This window comes from Novacetimonas hansenii JCM 7643, assembly GCF_000964405.1.
GTDB classification, from domain to species: Bacteria; Pseudomonadota; Alphaproteobacteria; order Acetobacterales; family Acetobacteraceae; genus Novacetimonas; species Novacetimonas hansenii.
On the sequence record NZ_BANE01000008.1, the window covers coordinates 14372 to 38621 of the forward strand.

Below are 24250 nucleotides of genomic sequence, written 5' to 3' on the forward strand. Positions count from 1 at the left end.
ACGGAGAACCCCGTGTTTGCCCACCAGCTCACCGAAGGTCTGATCCGGGTCCTTGAACGTCCCGATCTGCGCGTTATCGCCGGTTCGCGGCGCATCAGCCTGTCGCCTGACCTGCCCGTTCCCTTCCGCGTCACCGATACGGGGCATGTCCTGCTGGGCGCGGCATGTCTGGGCAATGGGGATCACAGCGCATTTTACCTGCGCCATGCGCTCGAACTGGCGCATCTGCTGGAGGTTGCCCCCCGCCACCCCGTCATCGCCGCCCTGTGCGCGGCGCGGACGGCGGCACTGTTTCACGGGCTGGACGTCACATGCGACGCCCCCACCACCACGGTCGCGGGGCCGCTGCCGGCGTGGATCGACATCATGGCAGCAGACCACCTGCCCCCCCCTGCCGTCCTGCATGAGGTCTGGCTGTCCGTGGCACCATGCCAGCCCGCGCCCGCCGATACGCCCGACATCGCGGCCATACATGCGCGCATGCAGGCAGTGTGGCCGTGGACCGGGCCGACCGAAACACTGATGGCCCTGGGCGGCGATGCACGGCTGAGTATCGACCCCACGACCGGCCTGAACCATTATGGCTGTTCACACCGGCCGCGCCCGTGGGCGGTCACATTCGCCTCATCCACCGCGTCCTCGCTCTCCGAACGTGGCTTTGCCGGGGCGGAGGCGGCGCGCCTGCGCCTGATCGCCGCCGCCCTGTCGGACCCGCATGCCGATGTGCCTGCCGCCCTGACGACGGAAATCCATGACGGAATCGCACGGTATTTCGGCCTGCGCGGGGATGAGGGGATCATCCTTGCCCCCTCTGGCACGGACTGCGAGCTTTATGCACTGGCGCTGGCGGCGCTGGCGCCGGGGGGACGTGCGGTCAGCAATATCCTGATCGCGCCGGAAGAAACCGGAAGCGGCGTGCCTCTGGCCGCACGCGGATGCCATTTCGCCAATGATACCGCGCTGGGTCACATGGTGCCAAAGGGGCACCTGATCGCGGGATTCCCCGATGATACGCAGGTGATCGACCTGCCGATGCGTGACGCACGCGGGCAACAGATCCCGCTGGCGCAGGTCGATGCGGACTGCCTGCGCGTGGCGCGCGCGGAACTGGCACGCGGGCGGCATATCCTGCTGCATCGCCTTGACCTGTCAAAAACCGGGCTGCTCGCCCCGCAGATGGAAACACTCGATACCCTCATCGCCACGGCCGCGGCCGGGCAGGTGGATGTGGTGGTCGATGCCTGCCAGACGCGACTCGACCCCGTGCGGGTACGCGACTACCTCGACCGGGGGTGGATGGTGATGGTCACGGGGTCCAAGTTCTTTACGGGGCCGCCGTTCTGCGGGGCGGTCCTGCTGCCTGCGCCGGTCATGGCGCGCCTGTCGGGCACGCCCCTGCCGACGGGGCTGGCGCAATACACCCATCAGGCGGCATGGCCTGCGGGACGCGCGCGCATGGTGCTGCCGACGGGGCACAATATCGGGTTGAGCCTGCGCTGGCAGGCGGCCCTTGCGGAAATGGCCGCCCTGTCGGAGGTGCCACGCGCCACCGTCACGCAACGTCTGCGGACATTCCTGTCGGCGGCACGCGACGCCATCACGCATAATCCCGACCTGTGCCTGTTGCCCCCTGTTGCCCCGCGCCGACCACCACTGGCCGATGCATGGGATGATGCCGCGACGATCCTGTCCTTTTTCGTGCGCGCACATGATGCACATGACACCTTCCGCCCGCTGGCGCTGGCACAGGCGCGCAGGCTTTATGTATGGCTCAATACCGACCTATCGACCGTCATCCCCACCGGTGACGGGGATGAACGCCGCCTTGCGGCACTGTTGTGCCATGTGGGACAGCCGGTGCCGCTTGCACATCCGGCGCTGGGCGGGGAACTGGCCGGGGCGTTGCGCATTTCGGCGGGCGCGCGTCTGGTTTCGGGCGAGCCCTCGCATGACGGTATGGACAGCCGACGCCGGATGGAGCGCGAAACACGCGATGTCCGTCGTGTGGTGGAAAAAATCAGCCTGATCCTGCGCCACTGGCCCACCATCGCCGCCCATGACCCGCATCCGACCTACATGCCGCATCACCTGGAGCAGGGATGAAAATGAAAGTTTTTGGGTGTCGCCTCTTTTCAAAAAGGCGACGTCTTTCAAAGCTTTTTGAAAAAAGCTTTACCAAAAACTTCTGAATTCAGCTTAACCCCGATGCCCTGCAGACGCTTTTATCTCTCCAGAAACAGGGGGCAGGAACCTGTGCTCCCTGCCGGGTCCGGGCAGAGCCCGGTTTTTTCTTCGCTGTTTCGTACACTCACACGTCACGCTGACAAAAGCCTATGGAGACCCCTGCCCTCATGTCGCAGAATCACGGTAATTTCCTCGACACCCCGCAATTGCAGAAGGGGGTTACGCGGTTCTGGCTGATCCGCCACGCCATCGTTGAACAGAACGCGCGCAGGCACCTGTATGGTGCGATGGATGTGCCGCTATGCCCCGACAGCCTTGTCGCGCAACGCCCGATGTACGAGACGCTGGCCCGTCGCCTGCCGCATCCGGCATTATGGTTCACCTCCCCCCTTGGTCGGGCGCAGCAGACGGCGCAGGCCATCCAGCAGGCCGGATATGGCATGCAGGCCAGCCGGATCGAACCGGGTTTTACCGAACAGTCGATGGGCGAATGGCACGGCACGACACATGACCGCCTGCCGGAAAAACTGGCGGTGCCGGCGCATCCGTTCTGGTCCGTGGGGGCCACGGAACAGCCACCGGGTGGCGAAAGCATGGTGCAGGTCTGCGCCCGCGTCGGTGCGGCGCTGGATCGTATGTCGCGTGAATATGCGGGACAGGACATGGTGGTCGTCAGCCATGGCGGGGCGATCCGCGGGGCGTTGGCGCATGCGTTGCATGTCCATGCGCATACGGCACTGCATTTTTCGGTCCAGAACCTGTCACTTAGCGTCATAGAACACCTGCGCGAGGGATGGCGCGTCGTCAATGTGAACGAACTGCCTCTGGCCTGACCCGTTCCATGTGCGGCATGCTCGGCTGTTATATCATGGCCCGTTGCCTGCTTTCCATTGCCGGAGACCGCACATCATGACCCATCCCACGTCCCGTTCCTTTCCGCGGGGAGCGGCGCTGCTGAACGATCCTGCCGCGAACAAGGGAACCGCCTTCAGCGCGGAGGAACGGCGCGTACTGGATATCGAAGGGCTGCTGCCGCCACAGATCGAAACACTGGAACGTCAGGCGGAACGCGTGTTCCGCCATCTTGACGCCAAACCGAACGACCTTGAACGCTATATCTACCTCTCCAGCCTTGGCGACCGGAATGAAACCCTGTTTTACAAGGTCGTCATGTCCGACCCGGCACGATTCGTGCCCATCATCTATGCCCCGACGCTGGGTGCGGTGTGCAAGGCGTTCAGCCACCTGTACCGCCGCCCGCGCGGCATGTATATCAGCCTGGAACATAAGGGGCGCATCGCCTCTGTCCTGCGTAACTGGCCCGAACGCAATGTCCGCTTTATCTGCGTAACAACCGGCGGGCGCATCCTTGGCCTTGGCGATATCGGGGTCAACGGCATGGGCATCCCGATTGGCAAGCTGCAGCTCTATACCGCATGCGGGGCCGTGCCACCACACACCACCCTGCCGATCCAGTTGGACATCGGCACGACCAACGCGGCACTGCGGGCGGACCCGCTTTATCTCGGGCTGCGGCACGAACCGCCGGAACAGGCGGAACTTGATGCGTTCGTAGAGGAATTCGTCAATGCCGTACAGGAGGTCTTCCCCCCCTGCTGCATCCATTTCGAGGATTGGAAAGGTACGGATGCGATCCGCTACCTTGCGCATTATCGCGACCGTGTTTTGTGCTACAATGACGACATCCAGGGCACTGCGGCTGTCACACTGGCCGGCTTGACCACGGCCCTACAGATTCTGGAAGCCCCTTTGTCGGCCCAGAAAGTTGTGTTTCTGGGCGCGGGGTCATCAGGGCTGGGTATTGCGGACCTGCTTGTACGCGCCATGCAGCGCGAGGGCCTGTCGGAAGATGCCGCGCGCGCGCGCATCACCATGATGGACAAGGACGGGCTGCTGGTCACATCGCGCACCGACCTGTCGGAACAGCAGCGCCGCTATGCCCGCGATGATACGCCCACGACAGACCTTCTTGACGTGATTACGCGGGTGCGTCCCACGATCCTGATCGGGGTATCCACCATGGGGGATGCCTTCACACAGGCGGTGGTCGAACGCATGAGCGCGATCAACAGCCGTCCCATCATCTTTGCCCTGTCGATCCCCAATGCCGAATGCACGGCGGAACAGGCTTATACCTGGTCAAAGGGACAGGCCCTGTATGCCGCCGGCATCCAGTATCCAGTGGTCCAGGTCGGGGACCGGTCCTTCCATCCGGGGCAGGCCAACAATTTCTATATCTTTCCGGGGCTCGGCCTGGCCACCTATGCCACATGCCCACGCCACATCACCGATGATATCATCATCGAGGCCGCACATGCGCTTGCGGATCAGGTGGATACCGCAAGCCGTGCGCGCGGGCGGCTGTTCCCGCCACAGGACCAGATCGTGGAGGTGGAAATCACCTCGGCCTGTCGCCTTGCGGAATATATCTTTGACCATGACATGGCCCATGTCGAACGCCCCGACGATATCCGCAAATGGGTCGAGGGCATGATCTATACCCCGACATACAAGCCCATCGCACTGGAGTGAATCCAGACATATGCCTTTTCCCAAAGATCCATATCTTTGCGCAGCGTTTGAGAGACTGCTTGAAAAGTCATTCTTGATAACATACTGAAATTATAAAGATTTTTTTCTGAAGCTTTTTCCAAAAAGCTTCAGAAGACGCCGCCTTTCTGAAATAAAAAGCGGCGTCCAGAAACTTTTCTTATTTTTTCTCAATGAGCTGTTTTCAGACACGCTCCGAGAACAGCGACGCCATAAACATTTATAATGTCAGTAGGTGACTGGTCCTGCCATTTCAAATGGCCTGCCAAAGAATGACAAACCTTCTGATACCGCCCCCCTTTCAGGACTCTGGGGCTGCGACCTCTCTGCGGGGCTATCGCGGCAGTTTATGCATTGCGGGGATGGAACAGGATCACCCCTGCCCCGATCAGGCAGATCGCAGCCCCCAGGATTTCCCAACGTGTCGGGGCATATCCCTCCACCACGCGCATCCATGTCAGGGATGCAAGGATATAGATCCCGCCATAGGCCGCATAGGCCTGCCCCGCCGTATCGGTATCAATGCGTGTCAGCAACCACGCAAACGCCACCAGCGCCGCCATGCCAGGGATCAGACAGGCGATGGACCGCCCCAGCCGCAACCACGCCCAAAAAGCAAAACAGCCACCAATTTCACAAAAACCAGCCACCAGATAAATGGCAAGGGACAGGATATACTGCTTCACTGACGACGCTTCCTTTCCTGATATCAGAACCGGCCATATCCACAGCAGAACACCCCGTCCCCGTCCAATGGCTGGAACCTGCATATCCACGGTACATGACCTGAATGGTAACGGGATTTTGGTGGAGATTTTTCAAAAATCTGCAACAACGTCGCCCTTGTCGAAAAGGCAGCATGGCACCGTTTATGATCTTTATCGGGCATCCCGGACGGATATTGCCGGATTGTTGTCCAGATACAAAAAATCCCGGCATCAGATGATACCGGGATTTTCATACGGCAATCGGCGTTACACCGGAATTCTGTGGTGGGCGCACAAGGGCTCGAACCTTGGACCCGCTGATTAAGAGTCAGCTGCTCTACCAACTGAGCTATGCGCCCACAGACTTTCCCCTTTCGGGTGAGGGGCTTTTACCAAGACAGGCCCATGGCGACAAGGGGTTTTTTGAATATTTTTTCCAACATAGTGAACCCACCCCATGGATCACCATCACCCCACCTGAACGTCCACAGGTTCATCGTTTGTTTTTTAACGCCCGAAAGAACACACATTCAAAACCCGCAGAAACATTCCCCCGATCGGGCCATGGGCAGAGGTTTGAAACCACCCCGTATAATTCCAGAAGCGGCCTGGTCCTTTTCCGCAGGAAAGAACCCTCTGCCCCCTTCCCTCATGCCTCATGCCTCATGCCTCATGCCTGCAACAGCCGCAGCAACCCATCGAACTGGTCCAGGGAACGGTAATCCACACGCAGCGAACCACCCTTGCCATCAAAGGTAATCTGGACCTTCAACCCGAGCTTTGCCGTCAGGTCACGTTCCAACGACCCGATTTCCGGGTCTTTATGCGCCTGCTCCTCCCGCTTTGCCGCGACCTTGTTCTTTGCATCCGTTTTTTTCGACAGGGCCTCGGTCTGGCGGACGTTGAGCCCCTGTTTCAGCACAACCTTCAGCGCCGCGACAGGATCGGGATGCGCCAGAAGCGCACGTGCATGACCCGCCGACAGTTCCCTGTCCCGCACGGCATCACGCACAGGCGGGGGAAGTTGCAACAGGCGCACCATATTGGCGACATGGGGGCGTGACTTGCCAATGGCCCCCGCCAGTTCTTCCTGTGTCAGGCGGTAATCGTCGAGCAGACGTTGCAGGCCCTCCGCCTCTTCCATGGCATTCAGGTCTGCGCGTTGCAGGTTTTCCACCAGCGCCGCCGCCATCGCATCGCCATCGTCAAGGGCACGGATATGGACCGGCACCTCATGCAGGGACGCAAGCTGGGCGGCACGCCAGCGTCGTTCCCCGGCGATGATCTGGAACATATTGGGACGATCCGGGTGGGGACGCACAAGGATCGGCTGCAAAATACCCCGCGTACGGATGGAATCCGCCAGTTCTTCCAACGCTTCGGGGGCCATGTGCTGGCGCGGCTGGAACGGGCCGGGTTCAAGGACATCCACCGGAAGCACAGAGCCACCATCCATATTTTTACGCGGTTCCAGCCCCGGTGCAGGATTGAGCATGTTCACCTGATCGCCGAGCAACGCGGCAAGCCCCCGGCCCAATCGTGGGCGGGCGGCATCCTTCTTGGGTTTCATCCCTGCTTTTTCCCTTTCCGGCCCGCCCTGAGTGCAAGGCGTGAGGTCACTTCATCCGACAGCGCCCTATAGGCCTGGCTGCCGGAGGAACGGGCGTCGTAAAACATCACGGCCTGCCCATGGCTCTGTGCTTCGGAAATGCGAATATTGCGCGGAATGACCGTCTCCAGCACGCGATCGCCAAAGAAGCTGCGGGCGTCCGCCGCCACCAGTTCCGACAGGTTGTTACGCCGGTCATACATCGTCAGCACGATTCCCTCCAGCTTCAGCGCCGGGTTCAGGGACTTGCACAGGCTGTTGACGGTGCGCACCAACTGGCTGATCCCTTCCAGCGCAAAAAACTCGCACTGCAACGGCACGATCACCGCCTGTGCGGCCACAAGCGCATTCAGCGTCAACAGGCCAAGGCTGGGTGGGCAATCAATCAGGATGACATCATATTCACCGCCAATCCGCGCAATGGCATCACGCAGGCGATATTCCCGTCGATCCGACATGACCAGTTCCAGTTCCGCCCCGGCCAGTTCGGTATCCGCCGCAATAACCGACAGGCCGGGAACGGATGTTTCCTGGATCAGGTCAGCCGCCGGCGCATCCTCCCCAATCAGGGCATAGGTCCCACGACGCCGGTTTTCATAACCGATCCCCAACCCGGTGGACGCATTTCCCTGCGGGTCGATATCAATCAGCAGAACACGGAACCCACCTGCCGCAAGACCGGCGGCAAGGTTGATGGCAGTAGTTGTTTTCCCCACCCCGCCCTTCTGGTTCGCAAGGGCGATGATGCGGGGGGCATGCGCGGCCTTATCGACCGGATGATGCATGGTTGTGGTCTGTGACACGCCTTATATCGCTCAATCTAAGAATGATACCATCCGCATCAGTGCGGCTTGGAATTCGAGTCACCGCCATACGCCAGTCGGCATTGGCGGCATTGAGTTCTTCGTCTGCGTTCTTTCCCTTCAGAAACAGGCAGAATCCTTCCTTATCCAGAAATCGTACGCCCCATTGCAATAACTGCGGCAATGGGGCCAGGGCACGCGCGGTGACGATATCGGCAGGCCCGGCCTCCGCCGCCTCGATCCGCGCGGCGATGACACGGGTGCGCACACCCGCCACACGGGAGGCCTCGCGCAGGAACGCGGCCTTGCGTTGGTCAGATTCAATCAGCGTGACATGCGCGTCAGTCGCCATCGCAATCACCAGCCCGGGAAATCCCCCGCCCGACCCCATATCCACAACCCGCGCACCCTGTGGGATCAGGGCCGCAAGTTGCAGGCTGTCGGCAATATGGCGGGGCCATAACTGCGCCAGGTCCGGACGGGACACAAGGTTGATGCGCGCATTCCAGCGCACCAGCAGGTCAGCATAGGCCGTCAGGCGATCGCGTGTTTCACGTGAAACATCATCCAGCACACCTGCATGCCCCATCATGTCTGCCCCCGACATCAGGCCACCTGCCGCACATGCGACAATACAGCCACCAGTGCGGAAGGCGTAATGCCGGGAATGCGCTGTGCCGCACCAAAAGTGACAGGCCGCGCCTGCGACAGGCGTTCCTGCATTTCGGTACTGAGGCCACCAATCGCATGGTAATCAAGGTCATGCGGCAAGACGAGGCGTCCGTCATTGGCAAGCTGGCGGATTTCGCGTTCCTGTCGGGACAGGTATCCGCTGTACCGGGCTTCGGTCGCGACATGCTGACGCACCCGTGGCGACAGGCTGCCCACCCATGGGGCAACATTCTCCACCACATCCATCAGCGCCCCCGTCGCCATGACATCCAGCAACGATCGCGCACGCCCGTCGGCAGATACTGTAATCCCCTCACGCCGCAGGGTTTCGGGCGGATAGGTATCGGTGCGGGCACGTTCCATCGCCATGTCGATCGCGGCCTGCTCCTCCGCAAAGCGCTGACGGCGCGCGGGGCCGATACAGCCCCATGCCATGCCCAGCGGCGTCAGGCGCAGGTCGGCATTATCCGCGCGCAACGTCAGGCGATATTCCGCACGCGACGTGAACATGCGATAGGGTTCGGACACCCCCTGCGTCGTCAGGTCATCAATCATGACACCGATATAGGCCGTGCCCCGATCCAGCGTCACCGCCCCCTCGCCCGCCGCACGACGCGCGGCGTTGATACCGGCCACGATTCCCTGCGCGCCGGCTTCCTCATATCCCGTTGTGCCATTGACCTGCCCGGCAAGGAACAGGCCCGGCAGGGACTTCAGCTCCAGCGCGGGGGTCAGCTCACGCGGATCGACATAGTCATATTCAACCGCATAGCCGGGGCGCACGATACGACAGCGTTCCAGCCCGGGTATGGAATGCAACATCTGTTCCTGCACATCCGCAGGCAGACTGGTGGAGATCCCATTGGGATAGACCAGTCCCCCCCCGGGATTATCCGGCAGCGCCTCGGGTTCAAGGAATATCTGGTGGCTGTCACGCTGTGCGAAGCGTACGACCTTGTCCTCGATGGAAGGACAGTAACGCGGCCCCCGCCCCGAAATCGCGCCACCATAAATGGCCGACAGGTGCAGATGTTCACGAATGATATCGTGCGTACGGGGTGTCGTCGCGGTAATGCGGCATGACACCTGGGGGTTCGTGATCGTGTCGGTCATGCGGCTGAACGGTTCGGGAATCGCATCGCCCCGATCCTCCGCCAGAGCATCCCAGTCGATGCTGTCACGGGCAATACGGGCGGGCGTGCCGGTCTTCAGCCGCCCCATCCGCAGGCCCAGCGCCTGCAACCGCTCCCCCAGCCTACGGGCCGGGGCCTCCCCCACACGTCCGGCAGGCTGACTGTCATGGCCAACATGGATGACCCCCCGCAGGAACGTCCCCGCCGTCAGGACGACCGCCCCGGCATGGAAGATGCGCCCATCCTCACACACAACGCCACGGACCGTGTGGCCATCATCCACCACAAGATCACCCGCAGCGCCCTCGACAATCTCCAGACCTTCGGTTTCAGCCAGAAGATCGAGGATCGCACGCTGGTAAAGGGAGCGGTCCGCCTGCGCACGCGGACCATGGACGGCAGGCCCCTTGGAGCGGTTGAGCAGCTTGAAATGAATACCCGCCCGGTCCGCCGCCTTCCCCATCAGGCCATCCAGCGCGTCAATTTCGCGCACAAGATGCCCCTTGCCAATTCCACCGATTGCGGGGTTGCACGACATCACCCCCACCGTCGCGCGCTGATGGGTCAGCAGCATGGTCCGCGCGCCACACCGCGCGGCAGCGGCAGCGGCCTCGCACCCGGCATGGCCGCCGCCAATCACGATCACATCATAAGTGGCGTTGTACGTGGCGTTCACCCTACCCCCTGCTCCTGCTCTATCCCTACTTGCCGATACAGAACTGCCCGAACACCGTGTCCAGCAGCGCCTCCACCCCTACGGCCCCGGTCAGGCGCCCCAGTGCACGCATCGCCAGACGCATTTCCTCGCCCCGCACCTCCGGCCATGCATCATCGGCGGCGCGGTTCAGGTGATGGGCCGTCTCCTCGATCGCTGCGCGATGACGCGCCCGCGTCAGGGGGGCGGCGGCACGTCCCTGCGTCAGGTCGCGCGCACGTTGCGCCAGAACATCACGCAGGGCCTCCATCCCTTCCCCGGTCCGCACACTGATACCCATGATGCCCGGCGGGGCGGCAACCTCATCAATCCTGTTGCAGACCATGATGCTGTCGGGGCCGACCTTATCCGGTACCGCTGCCCCTGAAAACACATGTATCACGCAATCTGCCTGTTTCACGTGAAACAATGCACGTCGCACGCCCTCGGCCTCTATTTCGTCATCGGTTTCACGCAGGCCCGCCGTATCCACCACTATCACCGGGACATCACCCAGCACGATGCGCACCTCGATCGCATCGCGCGTGGTCCCGGCACGCGACGACACGATGGCGGCGTCACGCTGCGCCAGCGTGTTCAGCAGGCTCGACTTCCCCACATTGGGCTCGCCTACAATCGTAAATACCAGCCCCCGACGCAGGCGCTCTCCCTGACTGCCATCATCAAGGTACGCCTGCATTTCGTCGCGCAACTGCGCAAGCGTGCCAAGCAATGCGTCTTCCACTTCCGGCGGCAGGTCCTCGTCCGGGAAATCGATCAATGCTTCCTGATGGGCAAGCGCTGTCCGCAGACGCGCGGCCCAATCCTCATACAGGCGACTTTGTGCGCCATCGGCCTGTGCCAGCGCCTGCCGCCGCTGGGCCTCGGTTTCCGCATCAATCAGGTCGGCAATCCCTTCCGCCTGCACAAGGTCGAGCCGACCGCCGGCAAAAGCACGGCGCGTGAACTCCCCAGGTTCGGCGGGACGCGCACCCAGCGCCACCAGCGCATCGGCCACACCGGCAATGACCGCAGGCCCGGCATGCAGGTGCAGTTCGGCACTGTCCTCGCCAGTATAGCTGTTGGGACCGGGAAACCACAGCACGACGGCACGATCCAGCAACACGCCCGGCCCCGCATCCGCATCACGTCGCCATATCCCACGCAATGACGCGCGGCGCGGTTCAGGCAGGCCACCGCACAGGCTGCGCAGGATTGCATCACACCCGGCGCCACTGATACGCATGACGGCAATGGCGGCGCGCCCCGCACCGGTGGCGAGGGCAAAAATCACGGGCGCCATACCGTCGCCATGTCGCCTTACTGGAAGCTCGGTTGCCGCGGTCATTCGGGTTGTTCCCATTTCCTCTGTGACGGGAACGGGTTATCGTCCACGTCCCTGTCGTGATCAAGGTGACACATGCCACAACTCTCCCTGCATTCCCCCACTGGCCCGCTGACCGTCTCGGCCGAGGACGACACGATTGTGGCGCTCGACTGGGGTTGGGGCCGGGACCAGGAAGAAACACCCCTGTTGCGACGCGCATGCGACTGGCTCGATGCCTATTTCGATGGGGACACCACGCCATGCACCCTGCCGCTGTCCCCTTATGGCACACCACAGCAGGTTGCGGCATGGACATTCATCCGCACCATCCCGATGGGCCATACCCTCCCCTGCGCCGAGGTCGCACGGCAGGCCAGCGTGACGGTGGCCGACGTTGTGGCCGCATGCAGCGAAAACCCCATACCCATCCTGATCCCCTGCCACCGGGTAAATATGGAAGGATGCGCGGATTACGACGCGGATACCTATCCCGGCGATCGCGGGGCGATGGACCGCGCCTTCCTGCGGGATCTGGAAACCGACGCCCCCGATCTGGATTAAACACACAGCCTCCTTCACCACAAGGAAACCCTGTCATGAACACAGTCATCCGCGTCCACGAATATGGCGGTCCCGACGTCCTGCGTATCGAAGACCTGCCAATTCCCGTTCCGGGCAAAGGCGAGGTCCTGATCCGCCAAGAGGCAATGGGCGTCAATTTCATTGACACCTATTACCGCAGTGGCCTTTACAAATTCCCTTCCCTGCCCGCGACGCCGGGCATGGAGGGTGCGGGCGTGGTGACGGCGGTTGGCCCCGGTGTGACCGACCTCGCGGTGGGGGCGCGGGTGGCCTATCCCATCGTTCTGGGCGGATATGCGCATCACCGTGTCATCGCGGCAGACCGCGTGGTGGCGCTGCCTGCCGCCATTCCGTTCGAAACGGCGGCGGGAATCATGTTGCGCGGCCTGTCGGTGCATATGCTGTTGCGACAGGTATATAAGGTGCGCAAGGGGGAAAACATCCTCGTCTATGCGGCGGCAGGTGGGGTCGGGTTGCTGATGTGCCAATGGGCGCGGCATCTGGGCGCACGTGTCATTGGCGTTGTTTCGACCGAGGAAAAGGCCGAACTGGCACGCGCCAACGGGGCGGCCGACATCCTGGTCGGCACACATGACATCCCCACGCGGGTCCGCGACCTGACCGACGGTGCAATGGTGCCGGTCGTCTATGACAGTATCGGCCGCGTCACGTTCGAAGACAGCCTGAACTGCCTTGCGCCACGTGGCCTGATGGTCAGCTATGGCAACGCATCCGGCGCGGTAACGGATGTTGCGGTCGGCACATTGGCCAGTCATGGCAGCCTGTATCTGACGCGCCCGTCACTGGGCACCTATATCGCACAGCGTGATGAACTGGTGGAGGGTGCGACGGAACTGTTCGGACTGGTGGAACAGGGCATCCTGACCCCACGCATCGGACAGAGTTTCGCCCTGAAAGACGCCGCACAGGCGCATGTCGCGCTGGAATCACGCAAGACCACGGGCAGCACGATCCTGCTGCCATAACACGCCACGGCCTGTCGAAAACCACTTTCCATAAATAGGTCGAGGGTGCAGGGAGCCATGCTCCCTGCCGGGTCCGGGCCGCACCCGGATGCCTTACTCAATACAGGGGTTTCGTCACCTGATGGCGACCTTCAGGGGCTTTGCCCCCGAACCCCCACCAAAGGTCACAGACCTTTGGAAACCCCTTCGCCTCAACAGATCGAGGGTGCAGGGAGCATGCTCCCTGCCAGGTCCGGGCTGCACCCTGATACCGCATTCAATACAGGGGTTTATGCAATACAGGGGTTTCGGATCAGGTCGCGATCCAGCCATCCTGCTGCAACGCCACCCCGGCCAGATACAGGCTGCCGCAGATCACCACCCGTGCCGGCGGCTGGGACGGCGTATTATTGTGTGACAAATGTTCCAACGCCTGACGGATGGTAGGGCCTGCGGTGACACGTCCCTGTCCTGCCGCGATAATCTCTGCGACCGGCAGGGCAAGGTGCTGCTCAGGCTCCGCCACGGCCTGCACACTTGCGGCGTGGGGCAGCAACGGGGCAAGGAAACCGGAGGCATCCTTGGTCTGTTTCATACCAACGATCAGGTGGACGGGACGATCAGACCAGTCCTGTATCACGCGCGCCAATGCATCACCCGCTCCGGGGTTGTGCCCACCATCGAGCCACAGATCCCACCCATCGGGCAGAACCTGCGCCAGCGCGCCCCCCAACCGTTGCAACCGTGCAGGCCAGTGCGCATCGGCAAGGCCCGCCCACGCGCCAGCCGGGATCGACAGGCCACTTGCACGCAGGGTGGCAACCGCAAGGCCCGCATTATCCACCTGATGCGCCCCGTGCATGCCGGGATGCGGCAGTTCCAGCATCCCTTCCCCATCGCGATAGACCAGACGCGCGCCATCGGGTGACGGGGTGATGGACCATTCATGACCACGCCGCCACAAGGGCGCATCATGTTCCGCCGCCGTGCGGGCGATCACACCCATCACGTCCGCCGGGTGCCGTCCGGTGGCAACCGGTACGAAATCCTTGATGATACCGGCTTTTTCCAGGGCGATCTTTTCCAGCGTATCGCCAAGGAACGCCTCATGATCCATGGAGATGGAGGCAATAGCGCATGCCGCCGGGCGCGCCAGCACATTGGTCGCGTCGTAACGCCCGCCCAGCCCGACTTCGACGATCATCAATTCGGCAGGATGACGCGCGCCCAGCACGAATCCCGCCGCTGTCAGGACCTCGAACACGGTGATCGGCGCGCCTTCATTGACGCGTTCGATCTCCTCCAGCACCGCAGCCAGTTCAGGTTCGGACACAAGACGCCCGGCAATACGGAAGCGTTCGGTCACATGCACAAGATGCGGCGACGTCATGACATGGACACGCCATCCCGCCGCCTCCGCAATCGCGCGGATCATGGCACAGGTGCTGCCCTTGCCATTGGTGCCCGCCACATGGATGACCGGCGGCAGATGGCGTTCGGGATGACCCAGACGCGCCAGCAGATGTTCCAGACGCCCCAGCGACAGGTCGATCAATGCCGGATAAAGCTGGTTCAGCCGTTCGAGGATCACACCGGTACGCCCGGCGAATTCAGGACCAAGACCGGACGTTGGCGAAGCATTCATGATGGACCGTTACAGGTTACGCCGCGCAGGTTACGCTGCGGATGGCGTGATATGGGCGTGGTTGAGTTGCCCGATCAGGGTGCCAAGGATGGTCGGCAGTTCAGACCGCGTGACCACCATGTCGAGCATGCCGTGATCAAGCAGATATTCCGCGCGCTGGAACCCTTCGGGCAACTTTTCGCGCACGGTATCCTCGATCACGCGCTGCCCGGCAAAGCCGATCAGGGCGTTCGGTTCCGCAATCTGGACATCGCCCAGCATCGCAAAGGAGGCAGAGACCCCGCCCGTCGTCGGGTTGGTCATGACCACGATATAAGGCAGCCTTGCCTCGCGCAGCATTTCCACCGCGATGGTCGTGCGCGGCATCTGCATCAGGCTGAGCATCCCTTCCTGCATGCGCGCCCCACCCGATGCGGTAAAGACGATCAGCGGGGCCTGTTGCAGGATCGCAAGGCGGGCGGCGGCAAGGAATGCCTCGCCCAATGCCGCCCCCATCGTGCCGGCGATGAATTCAAACGCCATGACCGCGACAACCGCATCATGCCCACCGATGCGGCCATGCGCGACCGCCATTGATTCCTCAAGCTGGGACTTCGCGCGCTCGTCCTTCAGCCGGTCTGTGTAACGCTTGCGGTCACGAAAGGACAGGGGATCAACCGGGGCCTTTGGCAGTTCGATACGGGTGAACTCCCCCTTGTCGAACGTCCATTCCAGGCGCTCATGCACCGAGGCGCGCATATGGTGCCCGCAATGCGGACAGACATTCATCGCGCGCCGCAGATCCTTGACCAGGATCATCTGTTCACAGGACTCGCAATTGGTCCACAGGTTGTCCGGCACTTCCCGCTTGAGCAGGCCACGGATCTTGGGCCGGACATATTCGGTCAGCCAGCTCATGTTACCTCTCCCTGACGTACGTCTATGCGCCTGCTCCATACAGGCAGATCGCACGTTATGCCAGATTCACGTTCATACCCGCGCGGCATGGACCGCATCGGCCAGTTCGCGCAAGTGCGACAGCACACTGTCAACGGTCTGCGCCGTGGCGTTCCCATCCGCATCAAGCGTCCCCTCAAGCGTGTTGAGCAATGCGGAGGCCACAACGGCCGCATCGGCGGCACGCACGGCATTGGCCGCCTGCGCCGGGGCGCGGATGCCAAAGCCGATGGCGATCGGCAGGTCCGTCACGGCGCGCAGGCGCGGGATTGCGACGGCAAGTTCATCGGTACTGGCCGTGCGTGTGCCGGTTACACCTGTGATACTGACATAATACAGGAAGCCAGATGCCCCATTCAGTACAACCGGCAGGCGCGCATCCGGCGTGGTTGGCGCGACAAGGCGGATGATGTCCAGCCCGTTCGCCGCGGCAGGCCCACGCAGCAGGTCGCCTTCCTCTGGCGGGACATCGACGATAATCAGCCCGTCCACGCCCGCGCGCGCGGCGTCGGCGCAGAACCGTTCATGGCCATATGCCTCGATCGGGTTGAGATATCCCATCAGGATGATCGGCGTGTCATGATCGTCGCGCCGGAATTCCGCGATCATCTCCAGCACGCGCGGCATGTTCGCCCCGCCACGCAGACCACGCAGCGCCGCCTTCTGGATGGTCGGGCCATCGGCGCTGGGGTCGCTGAAGGGCATGCCGACCTCGATCAGGTCAGCGCCTGCCCCCGGCATCCCCTTGAGCAATGCGAGCGAGGTTTCATAATCGGGGTCGCATGCCTCCACATACGGGATCAGGGCGCCACGCCCCTGTTGCTTCAGGGCGGCGAATCGACTGGCAATACGGCTCACAACGACACTCCCAGATGCGCGGCGACGGTGAAGATGTCCTTGTCCCCCCGGCCTGATACGTTCAGTACGATGACCTGATCCGGCGACATGGTGGGCGCCAGCTTTGCGACATAGGCCAGGGCGTGGGCGCATTCCAGCGCGGGAATGATCCCCTCCGTCCGCGTGCAGAGCTGGAACGCGGCCAGGGCCTCGTCATCGGTTGCACCAACATATTCGGCGCGGCCAATATCATGCAGCCAGGAATGTTCCGGCCCGATGCCGGGGTAATCAAGGCCCGCGCTGATGGAATGCGCCTCTGCGATCTGCCCGTCCGCATCCTGTAGCAGATAGGTGCGGTTGCCATGCAGCACACCGGGGCGCCCACGCTCGATGGAAGCGGCGGTCTCCCCGCTATCAAGGCCACGGCCCGCGGCTTCCACCCCGATCAGGCGCACGGACAGGTCATCAAGGAACGGGTGGAAGATGCCCATCGCGTTCGACCCGCCACCGATGGCCGCGACAATCGCATCAGGCAGGCGGCCTTCGGCCTCCAGGATCTGCTGTTTGGTTTCCACACCGATAATCGACTGAAAATCACGCACCATCTCTGGATAGGGGTGCGGCCCGGCCACCGTACCGACAAGGAAATAGGTGTCGCGCACATTCGTGACCCAATCGCGCATCGCCTCGTTCATTGCGTCCTTCAGCGTCCCCGCCCCGGCCGTGACGGGAATGACCTCCGCCCCCAGCAGGCGCATGCGGAACACGTTGGGCTTCTGCCGCTCCACATCGGTCGCCCCCATGTAGATGCAGCATTTCATGCCGAACAGGGCGCAGACCGTGGCGGTCGCGACGCCATGCTGTCCCGCGCCGGTTTCGGCGACGATGCGCGTGCGGCCCATGCGGCGTGCCAGCAGGATCTGTCCCATCACATTATTCAGCTTGTGCGAGCCGGTGTGGTTGAGTTCCTCGCGCTTCATATAGACACGCGCACCGCCAAGTTCCGCCGTCAGGCGACGCGCGAACCACAGCGGGCTGGGTCGGCCGACATAATCCTTGAGGTAATATTCCAGTTCACGCCGAAATTCGGGATCGGCCTGTGCTTCCCTGTAGGCTTCGGTCAGTTCGAGGACCAGCGGCATCAGGGTTTCGGCAACAAACCGGCCGCCAAAGATACCAAACCGCCCATGTTCATCCGGGCCGGTACGCAGGCTGTTCGCGCGGGACGGCGGGGCCGGGGATTGTGCTGCGCTCAACTTTCGCTCTCCACAGGGAATAAAATTCGTGCGGGTGTCGATGATGGTATATCGCACGTCCCCGCGCGATGATACGCCTACGGCGTTCTGGACCCGATGGCGTGAAAAGGCCACCCCCTCCTGCCCCCCGGCAGGCTGTCACGATTTGACATAAAGCCGGTTGTCCCGATGATAGGCCGGGACAGGTTACGAAAAGAGGATAGCTTATGTTTCTTGCGCACAGGCCCGGCTCGCCCGCCCGGACGATCACGAGCGAGGCCGATGCACAAGAGGTCAGGGACGTTCCGTGGCTGGACCTGCTGGACCCGACCGAGGAGGAGCAGGCACTGGCCGCACGGGTCACGGGACAACGTATCCCCACGCGCGCCGAACTGGACGAGATCGAAAGTTCATCGCGCCTGTTCATGGAAGATGACGCGGTTTATCTGTCCACGCCCCTGGTGCGCCAGATCGGGGATGACTTCTTTGCCTCCCCCGTCGGATTCGTCCTGATGCGCGACCGGCTGCTGACGATCCGTTTTACCGGTTTCACCGCATTCGACGTGGTGGCGCGGCAGGTGGCGGGACAGTCCACCCGCCTGTCGGGGGATGAATGCGTCACCCTGCTGCTTGAGGCGGTCGTGGACCGGCTGGCGGATATCCTCGAACATCTGGGACAGGCGCTGGATGGGATGTCCAAGGACGTGTTCCAGTCCGAACATGGCGGGATGCGACGCATGGACGGGCTGCTGCGCAGCATGCTCAGCCGTGTGGGACGGTCAGGCGACCTGGCGTCGTCGGTGCGCGACAGCCTGCTGGGACTGGAACGCATCACCATCTTTGTAACCGAGAATAAAAAGCGCGACCTGTCAGACAAATTACAGGGGCGGCTTGCCACAGTGGAACGCGATATCAAATCGCTTAATGATTTCGTATCGCAGACATCGAACAAGGTGCAGTTCCTGCTTGATGCCACTCTGGGCTTCATCAGTATCGAACAGAATAACGGCATGAAGATCCTGACGGTGGTCAGCTTCATTGGCGTGGCGCCCACTCTGGTCGCGGGGATATATGGGATGAATTTCCATGATATCCCCGAACTGAACTGGAAATATGGATACTGGTATTCGCTGGCATTGATGGCGGCGACCGTGATCCTGCCGCTGCTGTGGTTCTGGCGCAAAGGGTGGCTGGGTAAGTAATCGCAATCCATGTTGACTTTTCAGGTCACATGGAGTATCGACACCCTATGAGCTGCGTGGTCGCACGACCATGATGCCTTATCCTCTGTATGAATGTAATATCCACGTCGCATTTCTGACTTCGTCTGCAGATGCTCGGATGTGACAGCCAGCTTCCCCATGTCACACCGGATATTATCCATTCCTCCCCCCTGAACTGCCAGTCCAAGGCAACGCTTGCATGCATCTCGCCGAACTCAAGGCCAAAACACCAGCAGATCTTCTGGCTTATGCCGAAGGTCTGAACATTGAAAACGCATCATCCCTGCGCAAGCAGGAACTGATGTTCACCATCCTCAAGACACTGGCCGAGAATGACCAGGCGATTTATGGGGATGGAACACTCGAAATCCTGTCGGATGGCTTCGGCTTCCTCCGCTCGCCAGAGGCAAATTACCTGCCCGGTCCCGACGATATCTATATCTCCCCCAGCCAGGTGCGGCGCTTTGGCCTGCGCACCGGCGATACGGTGGAAGGGCAGATCCGCGCGCCCCGCGATGGGGAACGTTACTTTGCGCTGCTCAAGGTCGATACGATCAATTTCGAACCGCCCGAGGCCGTACGCCAGCGCATCAATTTCGATAACCTGACGCCGCTATATCCCGAACGCCGCCTGCAGATGGAGGTCGAGAATACCGCCGTAGGACCGGCCGAAGGCAGTGCGAAAGGCAAGGGCAAGGGGCCGGCGCGCGACTTTACCCCACGCGTGATCGACCTTGTGTCCCCCATCGGGATGGGGCAACGCGCGTTGATCGTGGCGCCGCCACGGACCGGCAAGACCGTGATGCTGCAGAGTATCGCGTCCTCCATTTCCGCAAACCACCCCGAAGTGTTCCTGATCGTCCTTCTGATCGACGAACGCCCCGAGGAAGTGACCGACATGGCCCGCTCGGTAAGGGGGGAGGTCGTGTCCTCCACCTTCGACGAACCGGCGACGCGTCATGTGCAGGTGACCGAAATGGTGCTGGAAAAGGCCAAGCGCCTGGTCGAGCACAAACGCGACGTGGTTATCCTGCTGGATTCGATCACCCGTCTGGCGCGTGCCTACAACACGGTCGTGCCGTCATCGGGCAAGGTGCTGACCGGTGGTGTGGATGCCAACGCGTTGCAGCGCCCCAAGCGCTTCTTTGGCGCGGCGCGTAACATTGAGGAAGGCGGGTCGCTGACGATCATCGCAACCGCCCTGATCGATACCGGTAGCCGCATGGATGAAGTGATCTTTGAAGAGTTCAAGGGCACCGGCAACTCCGAACTGATCCTTGACCGCAAGCTGGCGGACAAGCGCACGTTCCCGGCCATCGACATCACCAAGAGTGGTACCCGCAAGGAAGAGCTGCTGGTCGATCGCGCCGACCTGTCGAAGATGTGGGTCCTGCGCCGTATCCTGGCGCCGATGGGCACGATGGATGCAATGGACTTCCTGCTCGACAAGCTGAAATACAGCAAGACGAACAAGGATTTCTTCGACGCGATGAATACGTAAGCCACCGTCGTAGCAATCCGAACCGTGACGAAAACCCCTCCTGCGCCATGCAGGAGGGGTTTTTTATGACAATATTTTCTTCAAATCATTCCCCAGACGCACCCTTTTTAAAAAAGGGGCTTCTGGAAAGCTGTATTATTTTACGCATACACGTCCCTGTGGGACCGATGGTGATTTATGCAAGTATACGATTACGAAACTGCTCGTTCTCGTCCATTTCCTGCCCGAATGCCCGCGCAAGAGAAAATGAATATTCCAGAACCAGCTTGATACATTTTGCCTTGTAATCTGCGTCTTCGGTATATTTCAGGTCACCACCATCATACTTCATCATATCCATTGTATAATCGCTGTTAGGGGTTCGTTCGAAAAAACCCTTGTCATTAATGATCCGATTGGGGTCGTTCATCAAAATCCGCAGTGGTTCGATATAATGCGATCCCGTGCCTTTTGTGACCTCACGCCGCCCCGCCGCAGTGATTTTCAATCGCATGATGATCCATTTATATATGTCCTGCCAGCCGGACCGCCGGGGATAATGCGCAATGCACAGGTTGCTGCCCCCAAAGGCATGCAGTTCGATACCATCACGATATGCGGTATGGTTGCCTTCACTGATTTGGATATTGCCAGGGATCTTGCCCCGGACGGCAACTTTCAGGACGCCGATATTCTCTATCGTTCTCCATATCATACGCTGGGGCACGACCCGTTCTTCGGTTTTATCAAATATTGTATCCATATAGTTTCTGATGGGAAGAAGGATGGATTCAAAATTGGGAGGAACGGTTTTTATGAAATTCGAAAACCCCTCAACCCTGCCACGCATATCAATGAATTCATCAGCATCAATGAAAAATACCCAATCCGCATCAAAATCTCTGCATGCAGTATTGTACAGGAATGTATTTCTTTCGCGTTCACTCGACACAATACATGGCTTCTCTATCAACGTGATTGCCAGACCCTCCTGAATCATGTCTTCAATGATCCCTAATGTCCTGTCCGCGCTGCCATCATCGAGGATAATAATACGGTCCAGATGAGCAAGGTGATGTCTTATATTTGCTTCAATAACATCATCTTCGTTAAGAAGCCTCATCACAGCGACCACGTTCATTTTATGTTCCTTATCCCTGATTTTTATATTTTATATATGCTTCATAAACAGAAAATAAATCATATGCCGGTCCCGTGTGAAAACTGCGTGACACGAATCGGATGACGGGATCAGAATCACTGGACATAATCCGTTCCTGCTCGCGCATTTTATAAAAATATCTTTTAATAATCACAGATTTCCTAAAAATATTATGATGACTCTCTTTCAAAAATCCTCGAAAGATATTGCCTCCTGAATACGGCTAGAGCAGATCCTGTTTGAATGCCGACATTCAAACAGGTGAAGATGCTCGTAAAGACAACAAACTGGAACAGTTCCACCGAACCGGTTTTCGGTGGAAATGCTCTAGCATTAAGAAATTTTCAATCCATCACCTATGATTCCCTGAAATCGTTCCAGATATTTTTTAAAAACAGCCGATTGGTGAAACAATAAAAGTCCTTGGCGCGTATTTTTTCCAAAAAATACTATTCTTCCAATTTTTTGCAAAAATCCGCGCCAAGAACTTTTATGTTTCCCGACCATTAATCGGTTTTTTCGACTTCCAATGCATATTTATCGCAAATATCCATGATTTCCGTAGCCATTTTCAGATATACTTCACGGGAGAAATGAACTCCGTGATCATCTGGCGCAGCGAGGTCATCGGTGGATCTGACGTATTTTCCGTAATCTACAAGATCAAAGCCATATATTTTCGACAGGGGAACGACAATCCTGTTGATGTTCCCATAAACCGACCTGATCCAATTATCCGTACCTATCCGTTCATTCAGGACCAGCACGATAACCTTTTTACCCTTTAATTTTTCGAATAGTTTACAGACATCGGCCATGAACATCCCGATGTCATGATGGGCGAAAAATTCAAACTCATTTTGCATGAATTCCCATTCGCTTTCCGAAAAGCCAGGATCGCGGCCAAATTTCTGGACAAGTGTTTCATAGGATGTTTCACTGAAATCCCGCCCGGCCAGAAAATCATTGCATAATGAAAGCGTTACTCCGGTGGAACGGGACCTATATAAATGTGCTGCATATTCAACGGAAAATGACAGGACGTAAATATCGGCTTCCCCGCTTATGACTGCCGACTCCAGATAATTTTCCGGGAAAATACTTGTTGCCTGCAAAAGCTTGCGTCCCTCCGGGGTCTGCAAGGCCTCAGTCACCGCAACAGTCCTGACCCAAGGGCTGAAAGCCCATGATTTATAAGCAAGCGGGAATTCCCCGATCACATTATAACGGGCCCGGAAATAATGTTCCATGGACGTGAAATCACATGCGCCACGCAGGCATACTTTCAAATTCTTTGCATATTCACTGATAAAATTATTTGAAACATCATCAACATCGTCAACGATCTCTATCCAGTCCACATGCCCGTCCAACGAGGATATGACATCCCCCACGACATGCACATGTGGCCGCATGAGATGGTTCCAACAGAACTGTTCCACCCCCATGCTCATGATGCGGCAGGAAAACAGGAAATGTGTTGCCCGGCCTTCACCAATCAGGAAAAACCCACATATTCCATAGTTACCATATTTATCAGAAACTTTTACATATCCAGAGATTGCTGGAAACCGTTCCGAAAACTCATTTTGGAACATATTCCACGCTGCCCCCCTATCTTCTGGCCAGCGATTTTTGGTGAAATTGAGTTGGTTTGTTCTGTTGACCAGTTCATGTATGCGATCAAACTCTTTTTCTATATCATAATGAAAACTGACCCTGATCCCACTCTGTTTCAGAAAACTGATATTATCCCCCTGTATGTCCTGCCGATCTTTATGCTTTTCCTCCAGCACCTTATACCTTGCAAGGCGATCCATCCCTGCATCCGGTTTGCCCTGGAACCTGTCATCTTCAAGCATGTTGCCAATAATTCCAGGATCGGCAACCTGCATGCCTGGATAAAAAAACAGGACCTCGTTCAGGTTCATCGGATTATCATCAATGAACATCATCGTTTCGGGACGCAGATTCGTCGCTTCGACGATTGCCTTTATCATTGGTCCCTTGGGGGCAAAGGCGATCTGTGGGAAGATAAAATACTCCCATGCACCAATTTTCTTCAGTTCAGCTTCGGCATCCCCGAAATTATTTTTCGAACATATGGAATTGACAATCCCCCGCTCCGACAGGGCCTTGATCAGGGTGATGTGCTTTTCAACTGGATGGATGCCCCCTTCACTCAGGGTCCCGTTCCAGAATGTTTCATCCAGATCCCAAATGACCAACCGGACAGGTTCCATTATATTTTCCTAGGAAGCGTTACTGATCAACATGATGGTCCCTTATGTTATAAGGTTTTTGTTAATATATACTTCACAGCCATACCGAATGGTGACGTCCCTGATGCCCCTGCCCAAGTTTGTCCCAGCTTCCTGCCCACATTTAAAAACATCTAAGAGACTGTTTGAAAAGTCAGCTTCGATAACATACTGAAATTCTAAAGGTTTTTGGTGAAGCTTTTTCCAAAAAGCTTCAGAAGACG

20 protein-coding genes and 1 tRNA gene are annotated in these 24250 nt (G+C 59.2%); 7 read left to right on the plus strand and 14 right to left on the minus strand.

Features of this window, described 5'->3' with window-relative positions:
* The first annotated feature begins 12 nt into the window (after positions 1-12).
* The 3 genes from B7G66_RS00425 to B7G66_RS00435 all read left to right on the plus strand — a co-directional run bounded on the left by B7G66_RS00425 (position 13) and on the right by B7G66_RS00435 (position 4737).
* Positions 13-2103: a hypothetical protein gene (locus B7G66_RS00425; RefSeq protein WP_003616906.1), complete on the plus strand. Its 2091-nt coding sequence runs from the start codon at positions 13-15 to the stop codon at positions 2101-2103.
* A gap of 248 nt (positions 2104-2351) precedes the next feature.
* Positions 2352-3017: a histidine phosphatase family protein gene (locus B7G66_RS00430; RefSeq protein WP_080545484.1), complete on the plus strand. Its 666-nt coding sequence runs from the start codon at positions 2352-2354 to the stop codon at positions 3015-3017.
* A gap of 76 nt (positions 3018-3093) precedes the next feature.
* Complete coding sequence (locus B7G66_RS00435) at positions 3094-4737, plus strand: NAD-dependent malic enzyme (protein WP_003616901.1); 1644 nt, start codon at positions 3094-3096, stop codon at positions 4735-4737.
* A gap of 365 nt (positions 4738-5102) precedes the next feature.
* Here B7G66_RS00435 and B7G66_RS00440 read toward each other — a convergent pair whose 3' ends face one another.
* The 7 genes from B7G66_RS00440 to mnmE form a co-directional block, all read right to left on the minus strand.
* On the minus strand, positions 5103-5441 hold the full coding sequence (locus B7G66_RS00440) for a YnfA family protein (RefSeq protein WP_371861365.1): 339 nt from the start codon (positions 5439-5441) through the stop codon (positions 5103-5105).
* Positions 5442-5745: 304 nt separating this feature from the next.
* A tRNA-Lys gene (locus B7G66_RS00445) sits at positions 5746-5821 on the minus strand.
* A 311-nt stretch (positions 5822-6132) separates the two neighbouring features.
* Positions 6133-7032 (minus strand): ParB/RepB/Spo0J family partition protein, encoded by a 900-nt coding sequence (locus B7G66_RS00450; protein ID WP_003616897.1) that lies wholly within the window; start codon positions 7030-7032, stop codon positions 6133-6135.
* On the minus strand, positions 7029-7856 hold the full coding sequence (locus B7G66_RS00455) for a ParA family protein (protein WP_003616895.1): 828 nt from the start codon (positions 7854-7856) through the stop codon (positions 7029-7031). Before B7G66_RS00455 ends, B7G66_RS00450 begins: the two co-directional genes overlap by 4 nt.
* Positions 7837-8481, minus strand: a complete 645-nt coding sequence (gene rsmG / locus B7G66_RS00460) for a 16S rRNA (guanine(527)-N(7))-methyltransferase RsmG (protein ID WP_003616893.1) — start codon at positions 8479-8481, stop codon at positions 7837-7839. The genes B7G66_RS00455 and rsmG overlap by 20 nt, the downstream gene beginning before the upstream one ends.
* Positions 8481-10355, minus strand: a complete 1875-nt coding sequence (gene mnmG / locus B7G66_RS00465; RefSeq protein WP_003616890.1) for a tRNA uridine-5-carboxymethylaminomethyl(34) synthesis enzyme MnmG — start codon at positions 10353-10355, stop codon at positions 8481-8483. Before mnmG ends, rsmG begins: the two co-directional genes overlap by 1 nt.
* Positions 10356-10380: 25 nt before the next feature.
* Complete coding sequence (gene mnmE, locus B7G66_RS00470) at positions 10381-11676, minus strand: tRNA uridine-5-carboxymethylaminomethyl(34) synthesis GTPase MnmE (protein WP_003616889.1); 1296 nt, start codon at positions 11674-11676, stop codon at positions 10381-10383.
* Between the two features lie 117 nt (positions 11677-11793).
* Between mnmE and B7G66_RS00475 the strand changes: the two genes are divergently transcribed.
* Together B7G66_RS00475 and B7G66_RS00480 are read left to right on the plus strand one after the other, a co-directional pair.
* Positions 11794-12261, plus strand: a complete 468-nt coding sequence (locus tag B7G66_RS00475) for a methylated-DNA--[protein]-cysteine S-methyltransferase (RefSeq protein ID WP_003616886.1) — start codon at positions 11794-11796, stop codon at positions 12259-12261.
* Positions 12262-12296: 35 nt separating this feature from the next.
* Complete coding sequence (locus B7G66_RS00480) at positions 12297-13268, plus strand: quinone oxidoreductase family protein (RefSeq protein ID WP_003616885.1); 972 nt, start codon at positions 12297-12299, stop codon at positions 13266-13268.
* Between the two features lie 292 nt (positions 13269-13560).
* Here the strand turns inward: B7G66_RS00480 and B7G66_RS00485 are convergent, their stop codons facing one another.
* The 4 genes from B7G66_RS00485 to trpB form a co-directional block, all read right to left on the minus strand.
* The gene (locus B7G66_RS00485; RefSeq protein WP_003616883.1) at positions 13561-14892 is read right to left on the minus strand and encodes a bifunctional folylpolyglutamate synthase/dihydrofolate synthase; all 1332 of its coding nucleotides are present in this window, start codon (positions 14890-14892) and stop codon (positions 13561-13563) included.
* A gap of 30 nt (positions 14893-14922) precedes the next feature.
* On the minus strand, positions 14923-15789 hold the full coding sequence (gene accD / locus B7G66_RS00490) for an acetyl-CoA carboxylase, carboxyltransferase subunit beta (protein WP_003616882.1): 867 nt from the start codon (positions 15787-15789) through the stop codon (positions 14923-14925).
* Positions 15790-15861: 72 nt separating this feature from the next.
* Positions 15862-16686, minus strand: a complete 825-nt coding sequence (gene trpA, locus B7G66_RS00495) for a tryptophan synthase subunit alpha (protein WP_003616880.1) — start codon at positions 16684-16686, stop codon at positions 15862-15864.
* Positions 16683-17921 (minus strand): tryptophan synthase subunit beta, encoded by a 1239-nt coding sequence (gene trpB / locus B7G66_RS00500; RefSeq protein ID WP_040511245.1) that lies wholly within the window; start codon positions 17919-17921, stop codon positions 16683-16685. The genes trpA and trpB overlap by 4 nt, the downstream gene beginning before the upstream one ends.
* Before the next feature lie 206 nt (positions 17922-18127).
* On the opposite strand from trpB, the gene B7G66_RS00505 reads away from it, so the two are divergent.
* Positions 18128-19102 (plus strand): magnesium transporter CorA family protein, encoded by a 975-nt coding sequence (locus B7G66_RS00505; RefSeq protein ID WP_003616876.1) that lies wholly within the window; start codon positions 18128-18130, stop codon positions 19100-19102.
* 220 nt (positions 19103-19322) lie between these two features.
* Positions 19323-20624: a transcription termination factor Rho gene (rho, locus tag B7G66_RS00510; protein WP_048858749.1), complete on the plus strand. Its 1302-nt coding sequence runs from the start codon at positions 19323-19325 to the stop codon at positions 20622-20624.
* A gap of 175 nt (positions 20625-20799) precedes the next feature.
* Here rho and B7G66_RS00515 read toward each other — a convergent pair whose 3' ends face one another.
* The 3 genes from B7G66_RS00515 to B7G66_RS18310 all read right to left on the minus strand — a co-directional run.
* The gene (locus tag B7G66_RS00515) at positions 20800-21744 is read right to left on the minus strand and encodes a glycosyltransferase family 2 protein (RefSeq protein ID WP_003616873.1); all 945 of its coding nucleotides are present in this window, start codon (positions 21742-21744) and stop codon (positions 20800-20802) included.
* A gap of 527 nt (positions 21745-22271) precedes the next feature.
* Positions 22272-24008 (minus strand): hypothetical protein, encoded by a 1737-nt coding sequence (locus tag B7G66_RS00520; RefSeq protein WP_048858750.1) that lies wholly within the window; start codon positions 24006-24008, stop codon positions 22272-22274.
* A gap of 42 nt (positions 24009-24050) precedes the next feature.
* A partial coding sequence (locus B7G66_RS18310; RefSeq protein WP_206778175.1) for a hypothetical protein occupies positions 24051-24250 on the minus strand: 200 nt, incomplete at its 5' end.